This window comes from Ruegeria sp. K5 (assembly GCF_056531805.1).
In genome coordinates, this window is record NZ_JBQFML010000008.1 from 16,504 (window position 1) to 30,765 (window position 14,262).

General features: G+C 62.3%; 13 protein-coding genes. 10 read left to right on the forward strand and 3 right to left on the reverse strand.

The window, feature by feature from the left end; genetic code table 11:
* The first annotated feature begins 488 nt into the window (after positions 1–488).
* From ACR0MO_RS17520 to ACR0MO_RS17545, 6 genes are all read left to right on the forward strand, one after another.
* Positions 489–1,253 carry a uracil-DNA glycosylase gene (locus tag ACR0MO_RS17520; RefSeq protein WP_480892632.1) on the forward strand — a complete coding sequence of 255 codons (765 nt, stop codon included), beginning with the start codon at positions 489–491 and terminating at the stop codon, positions 1,251–1,253.
* A complete protein-coding gene (locus ACR0MO_RS17525) occupies positions 1,253–1,852 on the forward strand; it encodes a metallophosphoesterase family protein (protein ID WP_480892635.1) in 600 nt (199 codons plus the stop codon). Before ACR0MO_RS17520 ends, ACR0MO_RS17525 begins: the two co-directional genes overlap by 1 nt.
* Positions 1,849–2,469 (forward strand): LysE family translocator, encoded by a 621-nt coding sequence (locus tag ACR0MO_RS17530; RefSeq protein ID WP_480892536.1) that lies wholly within the window; start codon positions 1,849–1,851, stop codon positions 2,467–2,469. Before ACR0MO_RS17525 ends, ACR0MO_RS17530 begins: the two co-directional genes overlap by 4 nt.
* Before the next feature lie 6 nt (positions 2,470–2,475).
* The gene (gene moaB, locus ACR0MO_RS17535) at positions 2,476–3,018 is read left to right on the forward strand and encodes a molybdenum cofactor biosynthesis protein B (protein ID WP_480892539.1); all 543 of its coding nucleotides are present in this window, start codon (positions 2,476–2,478) and stop codon (positions 3,016–3,018) included.
* Between the two features lie 106 nt (positions 3,019–3,124).
* Positions 3,125–4,573: an RND family efflux transporter gene (locus tag ACR0MO_RS17540; RefSeq protein ID WP_170453189.1), complete on the forward strand. Its 1,449-nt coding sequence runs from the start codon at positions 3,125–3,127 to the stop codon at positions 4,571–4,573.
* Between the two features lie 5 nt (positions 4,574–4,578).
* Positions 4,579–7,980: an efflux RND transporter permease subunit gene (locus ACR0MO_RS17545; RefSeq protein ID WP_480892543.1), complete on the forward strand. Its 3,402-nt coding sequence runs from the start codon at positions 4,579–4,581 to the stop codon at positions 7,978–7,980.
* On the opposite strand, the gene ACR0MO_RS17550 is transcribed toward ACR0MO_RS17545, so the two are convergent.
* Both ACR0MO_RS17550 and ACR0MO_RS17555 read right to left on the reverse strand, forming a co-directional pair.
* A complete protein-coding gene (locus tag ACR0MO_RS17550) occupies positions 7,977–8,396 on the reverse strand; it encodes an NUDIX hydrolase (RefSeq protein ID WP_480892545.1) in 420 nt (139 codons plus the stop codon). The genes ACR0MO_RS17545 and ACR0MO_RS17550 overlap by 4 nt on opposite strands.
* 4 nt (positions 8,397–8,400) lie before the next feature.
* Entirely contained in the window at positions 8,401–9,213 is an 813-nt protein-coding gene (locus tag ACR0MO_RS17555) for a protein-disulfide reductase DsbD domain-containing protein (protein WP_480585583.1), read from the reverse strand.
* A 145-nt stretch (positions 9,214–9,358) separates the two neighbouring features.
* Between ACR0MO_RS17555 and ACR0MO_RS17560 the strand changes: the two genes are divergently transcribed.
* The gene (locus ACR0MO_RS17560) at positions 9,359–9,913 is read left to right on the forward strand and encodes a YqgE/AlgH family protein (protein WP_170737288.1); all 555 of its coding nucleotides are present in this window, start codon (positions 9,359–9,361) and stop codon (positions 9,911–9,913) included.
* On the opposite strand, the gene ACR0MO_RS17565 is transcribed toward ACR0MO_RS17560, so the two are convergent.
* Positions 9,914–10,861: an L-threonylcarbamoyladenylate synthase gene (locus ACR0MO_RS17565; RefSeq protein WP_480892549.1), complete on the reverse strand. Its 948-nt coding sequence runs from the start codon at positions 10,859–10,861 to the stop codon at positions 9,914–9,916.
* Positions 10,862–11,000: 139 nt separating this feature from the next.
* Here ACR0MO_RS17565 and ACR0MO_RS17570 point away from each other — a divergent pair, with 139 nt between their 5' ends.
* From ACR0MO_RS17570 to ACR0MO_RS17580, 3 genes are read left to right on the forward strand one after another with little or no spacing between them, the layout of a single operon-like run.
* Positions 11,001–12,704 carry an acyl-CoA dehydrogenase gene (locus tag ACR0MO_RS17570; RefSeq protein WP_170633353.1) on the forward strand — a complete coding sequence of 568 codons (1,704 nt, stop codon included), beginning with the start codon at positions 11,001–11,003 and terminating at the stop codon, positions 12,702–12,704.
* Positions 12,701–13,750, forward strand: coding sequence for an MBL fold metallo-hydrolase (locus tag ACR0MO_RS17575; protein WP_480892551.1), 1,050 nt, complete (start codon positions 12,701–12,703; stop codon positions 13,748–13,750). Before ACR0MO_RS17570 ends, ACR0MO_RS17575 begins: the two co-directional genes overlap by 4 nt.
* A 3-nt stretch (positions 13,751–13,753) precedes the next feature.
* The gene (locus ACR0MO_RS17580) at positions 13,754–14,206 is read left to right on the forward strand and encodes a DUF6173 family protein (protein ID WP_170522157.1); all 453 of its coding nucleotides are present in this window, start codon (positions 13,754–13,756) and stop codon (positions 14,204–14,206) included.
* The last annotated feature ends 56 nt before the right edge of the window (positions 14,207–14,262 follow it).

Here is a 14,262-nt window from a genome sequence, read left to right on the forward strand (position 1 = left end):
ACGATCCGCGCGCGCAAATCCGGCCATCGGCGCAGGGTTGCGGCAGGTTCAGGTGGAGATCGGGTTGGATCGGCTCGCACTCTCCTCGCCCGTTGCAACGGCTGCCGCTTGGGCAATCCAGGCTTGAATTACAGGCGTTTGCGGCCTTTGGCGCACAGCGGGTGCTGCCCGGAACACAGCGTTCAAACGGGCCGCAGGACCGACCGCCACCGCAATAGGTGCCGCCCAATGGGATGCAGTGCCCGTCAAAGCTGCATCTTTGCCCGGCCGAGCAGCACCGGTTGCCGCATTGAAACTGTCCGCCCCGGCATTGCGTGCCACGGTCGAATAACTGCGCATCGGCCGGACCGCTGAGGGGGACCAACAGAAAGGAAATCAAAAGGAATCGCAGGATCGACAACATGGTTGGGGTCATGGTCGGTGCGACCCTGCGCCGTGACAAGGTCTATTCGCTTTCCCTCAGTCAAAAGCTGGTTAGATTGAAGGGCATGGAATCGGGCTTGGACTATCATACCGCGCGGGCGCTGCTGGATTGGCAGATCGAACTGGGCGTGACCGAGGCTATCGGGGACGCGCCGGTGGACCGTTACGCGTTGCCCGATACCGCGCCCAAGGCCAAGAAACCCGCCACCCCGCAGGCGGCCCCGGCCACGCCCAAGCAGGTCGATCCGGTCGCGATTGCGAAATCCGCCGCGCAAAATGCAGGCTCTCTGGACCAGTTGTGCGCAGCGATGGAGGCGTTTGACCATTGCGAGTTGAAACGCGGTGCGCGCCAGTTGGTGTTTGCCGACGGCACGCCGGGCGCTCGGGTCATGATCATCGGCGAGGCTCCGGGCCGGGATGAAGATCGCGAGGGCAAGCCTTTTGTCGGTCGCGCAGGGCAATTGCTGGATCGGATGCTGGCGGCGATTGATCTGGATCGGCGCGAGAACGTCTATATCACCAATGTGCTGCCCTGGCGGCCGCCGCAAAACCGGGATCCCAAGCCGGAAGAGATCGGCATGATGAAGCCGTTTCTGGAACGCCATGTGGCGCTGGCCAGGCCCGAGGTGTTGGTGGTGATGGGCAATATCAGCTGTCAGGCGGTGCTGGGCAAACGCGGCATCACGCGGCTGCGCGGCAATTGGGATCAGGCGCTGGACCTGCCGGTGATCCCGATGTTCCACCCCGCCTATCTGCTGCGCCAACCACAGATGAAGCGCCAGGCCTGGGCCGATCTGCTGGAGTTGAAAGCACGGCTGGGGGCAGGATGATGCGGATTCTGGCCTTCTCGGACCTGCATATGGCGCGCAACCGCGCCGCCGAGCTGGTTGCGGCCAGCGCCGAAGCGGATCTGGTCATCGGGGCCGGGGACTATTGCAATATGCGGCAGGGGCTGGATGAGGCGATGCACATGCTCTCGGGCATATCGGCCCCGCTGGTTCTGGTTCCCGGCAATGCCGAAAGCGCGGGTGAGTTGATCGATGCCGCCCCCGAAGGCGTGCATGTGCTGCACGGTACAGGCATGACCGTCGATGGGGTGCGCCTGTTCGGTCTGGGCTATGGCGTGCCGGTGACGCCCTTTGGCGACTGGTCCTGCGATTTGACCGAGGCAGAAGCAACGGAATTGCTGGATCGCTGCGACGGCGCGGATGTGCTGATCGTGCATTCGCCGCCCAAAGGCTATGGCGATACCACGTCGCAGGGCATCTCGGTCGGCTCGGTCTCAGTGCGCGATGCGGTGGAAAGACTACAACCCGGGCTGGTGTTTTGCGGCCATATTCACGACAGCTGGGGCTATCGCGGCACACTGGGGCGGTCGCAGATCGCCAATCTGGGGCCAAAGGCAAACTGGTTCGAGGTTTCCTTGTGATCGATATCGTTACCCTTTTGGCCTTCATCCCTGCGGCCATCGTGCTGAATTTTACGCCCGGCGCGGACATGATGTTCTGTTTTGGACAAGGGCTGCGTTCCGGCGCAAAAGCGGCGCTGTTGGCAAGCGCAGGGATTTCGTTGGGATCGATGGTGCATGTGCTGCTGGCCGGGCTGGGCCTTGGGGCATTGGTGTCTTCAATGCCGTGGCTGTTCGATGTCATCCGCTGGATGGGCGTTGCCTATCTGCTGTATCTGGCATGGGGCGCGATCCGGAACGGTGCGGTCTCGGCAGAGGGGTCGGTCAGGCCGACCCGCATGGCCTTTCGGGATGGGTTGGTGGTGAACCTGACCAACCCGAAGTTGATCCTGTTTGTTCTGGCCTTCATCCCGCAATTCGTTGATCCCAACTCGGGGTCGATCCTTGCGCAGTTCCTGATCTTTGGCGTCATCATCGCGCTGGGCGGGTTTGTGGTGAACGGGCTGGTCGGCGTGTTCGCCGGCGGAGCGGGCAAGCTTCTGATTTCGAACCCGCGCGCCTCGCGCATCATGGGTTGGGTCACCGGAGGGATATTCATCACTTTGGCGGCCCGGCTGGCAATCATGGAAAGGGCCTGACGCTGCATGTCGCGCATCGATGAAAATATGGAGTTTATCCCGGTCCGCATTGCGGTGTTGACCGTGTCGGACACGCGTTCGCTGGACGAAGACCGCTCGGGCCAGACATTGGTGGATCGGATCGAACGGGCAGGGCATGTACTGGCTGATCGTATGATCATCAAAGACGAACGCGCCGAAATAGCGGCGCAGCTGCGGCTGTGGATCGGCGACCCCGAAATAGACGTCGTGATCTCGACCGGCGGCACCGGACTGACCGGGCGCGATGTGACGGTCGAGGCGCATCGCGATGTTTATGAAAAAGAGATCGAGGCGTTCAGTACCGTATTCACCATCATATCGATGGAGAAAATCGGCACCTCGGCCGTACAGTCCCGCGCCACTGGCGGGGTCGCCGGAGGAACCTATCTGTTTGCGCTGCCCGGCAGCCCCGGAGCCTGCAAGGATGCGTGGGACGGGATTTTGGAAAAACAACTCGATTACCGCCACCGCCCCTGCAATTTCGTGGAAATAATGCCCCGATTGGACGAACATCTGCGACGGAAGTAGACTGGTCCTACGTTCAAGACCTTATAACCGCTTTGTGGCTTGGCATATTTGGCGGTCCGGCTACATTTTGCACAAGGCAGCCCATTGCAACCTAGGGTAAGTGAGAATGCGTTTTCTTAGGCAAAGTCTCGTCGGTGTCTTTCTGGCGTCGCTGACGCTGGCTTTGCTGTTTGTGGCCGCGCAAATCATCTCTGGCGCGGTGCAGGACGTACTGACGCGCGAAAACGAACAACCTCAGGCGCGCGAGCGGGTCTTTGCGGTAACTGTCCGACAGGCCGAGCTTGAGACCGTCACCCCCTATCTGGAAGCGTTTGGTGAGGTGCAAAGCCGCCGCAGGCTGGAATTGCGCGCGGCGCTGGGCGGGCGCGTGGTTGCTCTGGCTGATGATTTTGAGGACGGCGGCTCCGTCACAGCAGGCGAGGTGCTGGTCGAGCTGGACCCGGCAGATGCGCAATCTGCCTTGGATCGCGCCAAATCGGATTTGCTGGATGCCCAGTTCGAAGAACGCGACGCCGAACGCTCGCTATTGCTGGCACAGGATGAGTTGAAATCGGCAGAGGCCCAGGCGGACCTGCGAGAACGCGCCCTGCAACGGCAACGCGATCTGGAATCCCGCGGTGTGGGGGCCACGGCCAGCGTGGAAGAGGCCGAATTGTCCGCCGCCGCCGCCCAGCAATCGGTTCTGGCGCGCCGCATTGCCTTGGCGCAGGCCGAGTCGCGCGTGGATCAGGCAACCACGCTGTTTGCGCGGGCGCGAATTGCGCTGGAAGCAGCGGAACGCGATCTGGACGATATGACCATTCGCGCCCGGTTTGGCGGTACGCTGACCGATGTCACCTTAGTCGAGGGGCGATTGGTGTCGGCCAATGAAAAGCTGGCCGAGCTGGTGGACCCAAATGCGCTGGAGGTGGCGTTCAGAGTTTCTACGGCGCAGTTTGTGCGATTGCTGGATGACACGGGCGCACTGATCGACGCGCCGGTGACTGTCTCACTTGAGGTAACAGGGACCGACCTGACCGCCCAAGGCCGGATCAGTCGGGATAGCGGGTCAGCCGGGGAAGGGCAGACCGGACGTCTGATCTTTGCCCGTCTGGACACCGCCTCGGGCTTCAAACCGGGGGATTTCGTGACCGTGACGGTGCAGGAACAACCTTTGGATGCGGTGGTGCGTTTGCCATCCTCGGTTCTGGATGCGGCTGGAACGGTTCTGGTTCTGGGCGCAGATGACCGGTTAGAGGCGCTGCCGGTGCAGTTGATCCGGCGGCAAGGCGATGAGGTGTTGTTGCGCGGCGAAGGTCTGGAAGGCCGCGAGGTCGTGATTGGCCGGACGCCGCTGTTGGGCTCGGGCGTGCGGGTGCGCCCCTTGCGGGTCGAGGCAAATGCCGACACGGATATGGTCGAGTTGACGGATACACAGCGTGCACAACTCATGGCGCAGGTGGAAGCCAGCGAAGGCATGCCGCAGGACGTCAAATCCCGCATGTTGGGTCAGTTGGAGGCGGCACAGGTGCCTGCCTCGCTTGTCCGGCGTATTGAAAACCGGGCCGGGGGCTAAGCGCCATGATGCGCGAGATCCCAAGCGCGGCCGGTGGTATCCTCAGCTATTTCACCCGGCACCGGACGGTCGCCAATCTGCTGCTGCTGGTCATGCTGGTCTTGGGGGCCGCAGCGATCCCGAACATGCGCGCGCAGTTCTTTCCCGATGTCATTCTGGAACGGGTCGATGTGGCGGTTGAATGGGACGGCGCAGGCCCCGAGGATGTCGACAATGGCATCGTTCAACTGCTGGAACCCGAGTTGCTGGCGGTTGAAGGTGTCACCAGCACAACGGCTACCTCACGCGAAGGTTCGGCCAGCATCCGGTTGGAGTTCGAGCCCAACTGGGACATGGCCCGCGCCATCGAAGAAGTCCGCACCGCCGTGGACAGCGTCACTAACCTGCCGGTGGACGCCGAAGAACCTTCAATCCGGCGCGGCGCGTGGCGGGATCGCGTTACGGATGTGGTTGTCACGGGTCCGGTTGCGCCTGACCAGTTGGCGAAGTTCACCGATGAATTGATCAACCGGCTATTTGCGGTCGGTGTTACCCGCACCACGATCCGGGGACTGGCGGCTCCGCGCGTTGTGGTCGAGGTGCCGACCGCTCAGCTGATCGCCAACGATATCGCTCTGGCCGATATCGCGACAGCCATCGCGGCCGAGGTCAATGCCAGCCCCGCCGGTGATGTCAGCGGTGCCAATGCCCGCATTCGGACGGGGGCCGAGAAACGCACACCGGAAGAGATCGAAGGCATCACGCTGCGCAACTTTGCGGATGGGTCCAAACTGCTCGTGGGTGATGTGGCGACGATCCGGGTCGAAGGGGTCAATCGCAACCGCAGCTACTTTGTGGGTGAGAACCCGGCCATGTCCATCCGGGTGGACCGCTCGAATCTGGGTGACGCCATCGGTATCCAGCATTCGGTCGAAGATGTCGTCGCCGAAATGCAGGCCAGCCTGCCCGAAGGTGTCACGGTTGAACTGATCCGCACCCGCGCGCAGGCGATCACGGATCGGCTGGATATTCTGATCGACAACGGCCTTGTCGGGCTTGGGTTGGTCGTCTGCCTGCTGTTTTTGTTCCTCAACGCCCGGATCGCCTTTTGGGTGGCGGCAGGCATCCCGGTCGCGATGTCAGCGGCGATTGCGCTGATGTATCTGGGCGGTTTGTCGCTGAATATGGTGTCCTTGTTCGGCCTGATCATCACGCTGGGCATCGTCGTCGATGACGCGATTGTGGTGGGCGAACACGCCGATTTCCGTGCCCGCCGATTGGGCGAACCGCCCATGGTTGCCGCCGAGCGCGCCGCCCGGCGCATGGCCATGCCGGTCTTTGCGGCCACGATCACCACGGTAATCGCCTTTTTCGGCCTGACCCTTGTCGGTGGTCGGTTCGGAGAGTTGATCCGAGATATTCCCTTTACCGTGATCGCCGTTCTGGCGGCCTCACTGATCGAATGCTTCCTGATCCTGCCCAACCACATGGCCCATGCCATCGCGCATTCGGCCAAGGAACATTGGTACGACCTGCCCAATCGGGTCGTGAACCGGGGGTTCCGCTGGGTGCGGGATCATCTGTTCCGGCCCTTCATCGCCTGGGTCATCTGGGCGCGGTATGTGGTCGTCGCCCTGATGATCGTTATTCTGGCCAGCCAGATTGCCCTGTTCATCCGAGGCGACGTGAACTGGCGGTTCTTCAATGCGCCCGAGCGTGGCTCGGTCACCGGCAACTTCATCATGGCCGAAGGCGCCACCCGCGCCGATACGCTTGAAATGATGCGCCAGTTGCAGCAGGCCACCGATGAGCTGGGACAGATTTACGAGGAACGCCATGGCCGCAACCCCATCGACTATGTTCTGGCCGAGGTGGGCGGCAGTGCCGGGTTTGGTCTGTCCGCCGCCGAGGGCAAGGACGACGATTTGCTGGGTGGTATTTCGATCGAACTGATCGACGCCGATCTGCGCCCTTATTCGAGCTTTGAGTTTGTGGGCGAGTTGCAGGAATTCGTGCCCCGCCACCCCAAGGTCGAACTGATCAGTTTCCGCGGCTGGCGATCCGGCCCCGGCGGCGATGCCATCGATGTGCAGTTCTACGGCTCGGACGTGAATACGCTCAAGGCAGCGTCAGAGGCCTTGCAGACCGAATTGTCGAAATTCCCCGAGGTCTCGGCGCTTGAGGATAATCTGGCTTATGACAAGGAAGAGTTCATTCTTGATCTGACCGCACAGGGTCAGGCGCTGGGCTTCCGGATCGAAACCTTGGGTCGGGTTCTGCGCAACCGACTGAACGGCATTGAAGCCGCGACCTTCCCCGATGGTCCCCGCAGCGCTGAGATCCGTGTGGAACTGCCCGAGGGCGAGCTAACCGCCGATTTCCTTGAACGCACGCTGATGCGCACGCCGGATGGGGTGTATGTACCGCTGGCCGATATCGTCTCGGTCGAGCGCAAGTCGGGCTTCTCGACCGTGCGGCGTGAAAATGGGCTGCGGGTGATTTCGGTCAATGGCGACATATCCGAGGACGATCCGACCCGCGCGGCCGAGATCGAACGCGCGCTGAACGAAGAGATCCTGCCCAATATTGCCGCCGAACGGCAGGTCGAATGGCGTATGGCGGGCCTTAGCGAACAAGAGGATGAGTTCCTGTCCGAGGCGCGCACAGGCCTTATCCTGTGTCTGACCGGGATTTACCTGGTACTGGCCTGGGTCTTTGCCAGCTGGTCGCGGCCCTTGGTAGTGATGGCAATCATCCCGTTTGGCTTGGTGGGCGCGATCTGGGGGCATTACATCTGGGACGTACCGCTGAGCATGTTCACGGTTGTAGGCCTGCTGGGCATGACCGGGATCATTATCAACGACTCGATTGTGCTGGTGACGACCATCGATGGCCACCAGCAGGAACGCGGATTGGTGCCGTCTATCGTCGAAGGCACCGCAGACCGGTTGCGCCCGGTGATGCTGACGACCCTGACGACGGTGCTGGGGCTGACGCCTTTGCTGTACGAAGGCTCTCAGCAGGCGCAGTTCCTGAAGCCCACGGTGATCACTCTGGTCTACGGGTTGGGCTTTGGCATGTTGCTGGTTCTGGTGCTGGTTCCGGCCCTGCTGGCGATCCTGAACGACGTATCGCGTCCGATGACAGCCATGCGCCGAGCTGTCCGCGCCCCGGATCGGGTGATGCAGGGGGCAGTTGCCGCCACGGGCGCGGCGCTATTGTTCTGGTTTGCCGTGACAATGGTCTGGCCAGCGTTGACAGGCGCTCCGGTCGGTGCCCTGTCCGCCCTCTATTCGGGTGATGAAGGGGTGGCCGTTCTGAACATGGGTCTGGGCGCATTTCTGGTTGGGGCGATCCCGATTGTCGTCCTCAGCTTTATAGCCTCTGGGATGCTTTACGCGCGGCTGAAAGACCGTGTTGGCCCTTAGCCTTCGCGCAGAGCATATTCCAGAAGTTGGGAAACCCGTGCGCTCATCGGCAGATCGCCCTGCCGTATTTGCTCAATCGGAAACCAGCGCGCATCCAGTGCATCATCGCCTGCGACCGGCGCGCCGGATTGATAGCGGCAGGCCACGCCGACCAGAAGGTAGTGCGAAACGACAAGGCCCGTTTCATCCCGCCGCAGCATGTCCAGATTGTCCAGATAATGCGTTGGCTGCGCAGTGACCGAGGTTTCCTCGAAAAGCTCTCGCTGCGCGGCCTCCAAAACGGTTTCGCCCCATTCCAGATGACCGCCGGGAAAGCCCCACAATCCCCGGTCAGGATGTTTGCTGCGTTGCACCAGCAGAACCTGATCCTGATGCAGCACAACCGCCAGCGCGCCGATCTTCGGGGTTTGGCTCATGCACTCACCCTGCGGTGCAGCCCTGAATGTCCACGGCATGGTTTGCGCCCAATACCGTGATCCGAATCTCGGACCGGTCCAGCGCAAAAGGCGCGCCAGAGGCATTGATGACCTCGGCAGTTGCGATCAGCGTGCCACCTTGCCGGACGGTTTTGGGCTGCGAAGCCCACAGCACCGGATTGCCGGGTTCTATTACCGCAATCTCTTGCCCACCCGCCGACGGCATGGTGACACGCGCTTCGATCTGCATGCCGTCCGCCGTTGGGGTCAAACTACACCGCGCGGCGGAGACGTTGGCCTCGCGCGCGGAAAACGGGCGCTGGGCCAGAGCTGCGGCGATGGCCGGGTTGCGGCCCGCTTCGGCATCCAGCGTGTGGTCGAAATCCAGCCGTTCGGGGATGCAGACATCTTTGCAGACGCCCAAATCCATCTCACCGCGCAGACGCACGGGCTTGGCCGGGTTCTTCGGCGTGATCTCGACCGGCAGCACCAGTTGATCCTCATACCCGATGGATTGCAGGCCGTTCTGGTCAAACACATCCGGTGCGGGCCATGTGATCGACACATCGCCCACATTGCGCGACCCGTTCCAGTCGAATTGCGGCGGAATGCCCGCATCGCCCGGTGCGCGCCAATAGGTCTTCCACCCGTCCTTCAAAGTCAGGCGCAAGGCCCCCATATAGGTCCCATTGGCGGTGCGGCCACCGTCCAGAATGTCCAGCCTGACAACTCCGTCCAGCCCCTGGGCCGTGGCCGGGGTGATCGTGCAAAAACAGGCCGCGATGGTGGCGGCAACGGATTTCATCAGCGTGTTCATTGCCTATACATGCGCGGTGCGGCACGAAAATCCAAGTCACGTTCGGGTCACCTGACTGAAATCTGCGGAAAACCCCGCTGCCGACTTGCCAATCCCTGCGCCGCAGGGTCATTGTGAAGCTGAGTTGAAAAAGAGAAGCCACCCAATGGACCTGACCGGAAAACTGTTGATTGCGATGCCCGGCATGGGCGATCCGCGTTTCGACCACTCGGTTGTCTATATGTGCAGTCATGGCGACGATGGCGCGATGGGTCTGATCGTGAATAAACCCTCGGACCTGCGGATCAAGGCCTTGCTGGGACAGTTGAACATCGCCTGCCGCATCCCGATAGTGGGCGAGCGGCTGGTGCATTTCGGTGGCCCGGTCGAGATGTCGCGCGGCTTTGTCCTGCACAGCGCCGATTACGAGGCCAACCTGCATTCCATGCAAATCTCGGACGATTTCAGCATGACCGCGACGCTGGATGTGCTGGAGGATCTGGCCTCGGGCCGGGGGCCGCTGAATTCCGTGCTCGCACTGGGCTATTCCGGCTGGGGGCCGGGGCAATTGGAAGATGAGATCGCGATGAACGGCTGGCTGACGACCGAGGCGAGCTCGAAACTCGTGTTTGACGTGCCGGACGACGAAAAGTGGGAGGCCGCCTTGGCCACGCTGGGCGTCGATCCCCTGACCCTGTCTGCCAGCGCGGGCCGCGCCTGATCAGCTGTCGCGTGGGGCCGCGGCCCGGCGCAGGCGGTCATTGATCGCAGCCCCAAGATCATGGTCCGGGATCGGAGACACGGCAATCGGCCGGCCCGTTTCATTCAAGCTGTGCAGTGCCGCAAAAAGGTTGGCGGCGGCCTCGGGCAAGTTTCCGGCTTCAGACAGGTTCAGATCGCAATCGACGGGGCCAAAGCCCAAAAGAACCTCATCGCCGTGCCTGCTCTGCGCGTTCAGGCGCACGGATGCGTCCGGGGCATAATGTGACTGCAATTGCCCGGGCGCGGTCAGCAGATCGCCGGATTGGTGCAGGTGCAGGCGGGTGTTGAGGGCGGTCTCGATCGCTTCCAGCGCCACACCGCCGGGGCGCAGCAAGGTCGGCTCTCCGGCCAGCCCCACGATTGTGGATTCCAGACCCACGCCACAAGGGCCATCATCCAGAATGGCTGCGATCCGGCCTCCAAGGCCTGCACGCACATGCTGGGCAGTCGTCGGACTGATTTGACCTGAGGGGTTCGCCGACGGGGCCGCGACCGGCCCGTCAAAGGCGGTCAGCAGATCGCGGGCGGTTTGATGCGCGGGCACCCGCACCGCCAGCGTGTCCAGCCCCGCCGTGACCAGTGAAGAAATCCCGTGCCCGTCGCGCAAAGGCAGAACCAGTGTCAGCGGGCCGGGCCAAAAGGCGTTGGAAAGGGTTTCCGCGTGATCCGACCATTCGACAAACCGCCGCGCAGCCTCGGCCGAAGCGACATGGGCGATCAGCGGGTTAAAGCTGGGGCGGCCCTTGGCCTCGTAAATCGCGGCCACGGCCTCTCCGTTGCGGGCATCGCCGCCAAGGCCATAGACCGTCTCGGTTGCAAAGGCGACCAGCAGGCCCTGACGCAGCAGGTCAGCCGCGCGCGCGATGCCGTCTGGGTCTGCTGTCAGATCGAGAGTTGTGGGGATCATGTTTGGTGACGCCGCGTTTTGGTTGCTTGCAACATAAGGACAGGTAGGTAATGCACCCAAGCCTTGATGCATACCGGTGCCGGGCCGGAATTCCAAGCCCGCCTGCGCAATACCGGTCAGACAGCCCCCGAGGGACAACATGACATACCGCGCACCGATTTCAGACTACGAGTTCCTGTTTCAAAATGTGGTCGAATTCGATCAGATTGCGGCGACCGAAAGGTTTGCCGATGCCAGCCCCGACGTCGTCAGCGCGATCCTGTCCGAGGCGGGCAAGATGTGTGAAGAGGTTCTGGCCCCACTGAACGCCACCGGCGATCTGAAACCGGCACGGTTGGAGGATGGTGTGCTGCACAGCCCGCCCGGCTATGCGGATGGCTGGGCCGCGATTGCCGAGGGCGGCTGGATCGGGATCAGCGGCGACCCCGAGCATGGCGGTATGGGCCTGCCGATGACCGTCACCACCGCCGTGAACGAGATGATGAGCGCGGCCTGCCTGTCACTGCAGGTGGCCCCGCTGATGAGCCAGGGGCAGATCGAAGCCCTGCAGCACCATGCCAGTGACGCGCTCAAGGCGCTGTATCTGCCCAAGCTGATGACCGGTGCATGGTCGGGCACGATGAACCTGACGGAACCGCAGGCAGGCTCGGATGTTGGGTCGCTGACATCGAAGGCCGAACCCAACGGCGATGGAACCTATGCGATCTCGGGGCAGAAGATCTTTATCTCATGGGGTGACAACGACTTTGCCGAAAATATCTGTCATCTGGTGCTGGCACGCTTGCCGGATGGGGTGCCGGGCACAAAGGGGATTTCGCTGTTCCTGGTGCCCAAGTTTATCCCGGATGCCGATGGCAATCCGGGTGCGCGCAATGATCTGAAGGTTGTTTCAATCGAGCATAAGCTGGGTCTGCACGGCTCGCCCACCTGTGTGATGCAATATGACGGTGCAACCGGTTGGCTGGTGGGGCAGGAACATGGCGGCATGGCAGCCATGTTCACCATGATGAACAACGCGCGGCTGGGCGTGGGCGGGCAGGGCATCGGTGTGGCCGAAGCCGCCTATCAGCACGCGCTGGCCTACGCGCAGGATCGCAAGCAGGGCAAAACCCCTTCAGGGACAATCATTGACCACGCCGATGTGCGCCGAATGGTCGCCGATATGCGCGCCGATACCTTTGCGGCCCGTGCGATCATGCTGGCCAATGCTGCCGCCATCGACATGGCCGAAGCGACAGGCGACGCTGATTGGGTGGCCCGCGCTGCATTGCTGACCCCGATCTCCAAGGCGTTCGGGTCCCGCACCGGGATGCGCGTGTCTGAAACCGGCATTCAGGTGCATGGCGGCATGGGCGTGATCGAGGAAACCGGGGCGGCTCAGTTCTACCGCGATGTCCGTGTGACCGCGATCTACGAAGGCACCAACGGTATTCAGGCGATGGACCTTGTCGCCCGCAAGATGATGGACGGGGGCGAGGCGGCTTCGCGCCTGCTGGACGAGATCGAAGATCACGCCGAACAGGCCCGCGCCACTGTGCCCGATCTTGCCGGTCCCGTGTGGGAGGCGACCGAGTCCCTGCGCGAAGCAACCGAATGGATGGTGTCACAGGGCAACATGAATGACCGCTTTGCCGGGGCGCTGGCTTATCTGCACGCCTTCGCGCGGGTTCTGGGCGGGCATTTCCATCTGAAAGCCGCCCTGGCGGACCCAGAGGGCGCGCGTGGCAAGCTGGCGCGCTATTACATCAAAGCGCTGCTGCCCGAATATACCGGCCTGCTGGCGCAAGCGCAGAACGGGTCGGCGGACCTGTTTGCCCTTAGCGCGGATGATCTGTCGGCATGATGGACGACCTGCACTCTCCGGCCATCCGCTACCCCTGGCCCGAGCCGCCCGCACCCGGCGAGGCCACGCGGATCGCCAAAGGTGTGCTGTGGATCCGACTGCCGCTGCCGATGGCGCTGGACCATGTGAATGTCTATGCGCTGGATGACGGTGACGGCTGGACCATCGTCGACACCGGGATGTCGTCGCGGAAAACCCGCGCGATCTGGCAGGATCTGATGTCCGGGCCGCTGGGCGGCAAACCCGTCCACCGGGTTGTGGCCACGCATCATCACCCCGATCACATCGGCAACGCAGGCTGGTTTCAGTCCGAATACGGCGCTGAACTGGTGACCAGCCGAACCGCATGGCTGTTCGCGCGCATGCTGACGCTGGACGTGCAGGAAAGCTGGCCGCAGGAAACGCTGGATTTCTACCAAAGCGCCGGAATGGCGGCCGAGGTTCTGGACAAACGCAAAGCCGACCGCCCCTTTAACTTTGCCGACAGCGTCTATCCCATGCCGCTTGGGTTCACCCGTATCCAGCAGGGCGACGTGTTCCGCATGGGCGGGCGGGACTGGGACGTGCATATGGGCAACGGCCACGCGCCGGAACATGTCACGCTCTGGAGCCGCGACGACGATCTGGTTCTCAGCGGGGATCAGATCCTCAGCTTGATCAGTCCCAATCTGGGTGTCTACGCGACCGAGCCCATGGCCGACCCGATCTCGGGCTGGCTAGAGGCGTGTGAACGGCTGGCAACGCTGGCGCGGCCTGAACATCTGGTGCTGGGCGGGCACAAATTGCCGTTCACCGGCCTGCCGCTGCGGATGCGGCAGTTGATCGACAACCATCACGGTGCGCTTAAGCGCTTGTTGAAAGACCTGACCGAACCCAAAGCCGCCGCCGAGTGTTTTGCGCCCCTGTTCAAACGGTCGATCGGCGAGGGGGAATATGGCCTGGCCCTGGTCGAAGCGGTTGCACATATGAACCATCTTTACCACATTGGAGCTGTCATCCGGACGCGCCGCGCAGACGGTGCCTGGGTCTACCAACGCAAAGGGTAAAGAATGCAGGACGAGATCGAAACCTCAGCCGAAGCTGCCGAAGCGGCGGCCCTGCCACGCTGCTACGAGGTCCACGCCAACCCCGAGGCCGAATCCGGCTCGAAAACCCTGCCGGAACCCTTGCAACAACCGGTCGAGACCAAAAGCCCGGCCCAATGGGCGTATGAACGTCTGATCCTTTACATCCAGAACTTTGAAAAGACGCTGGATGGGGATCAGGAAGTTGCGATGGGCTTCACCGGTGGTGACGCGGGTGTCATGCGGATCGAAGGGATGGGGTATTTCGATCCCGATGTCATCACCTTCTACGGCTCGGATGGGTCGGGCGCCCGCACCCAGCTGGTGCAGCATGTCAGCCAGTTGAATGTCATGCTGCGTGCCTTGCCGAAATCGGTCGAGGACAAGCCCGCCAACCGCATCGGGTTCCGTCTGGCCGCAGATCTGGAAGAAAGCTGACTTGCAATTCACGCTTTCGCAGCCTTGAATGAGTAAACCGTTCAGGAGGCCGCGCA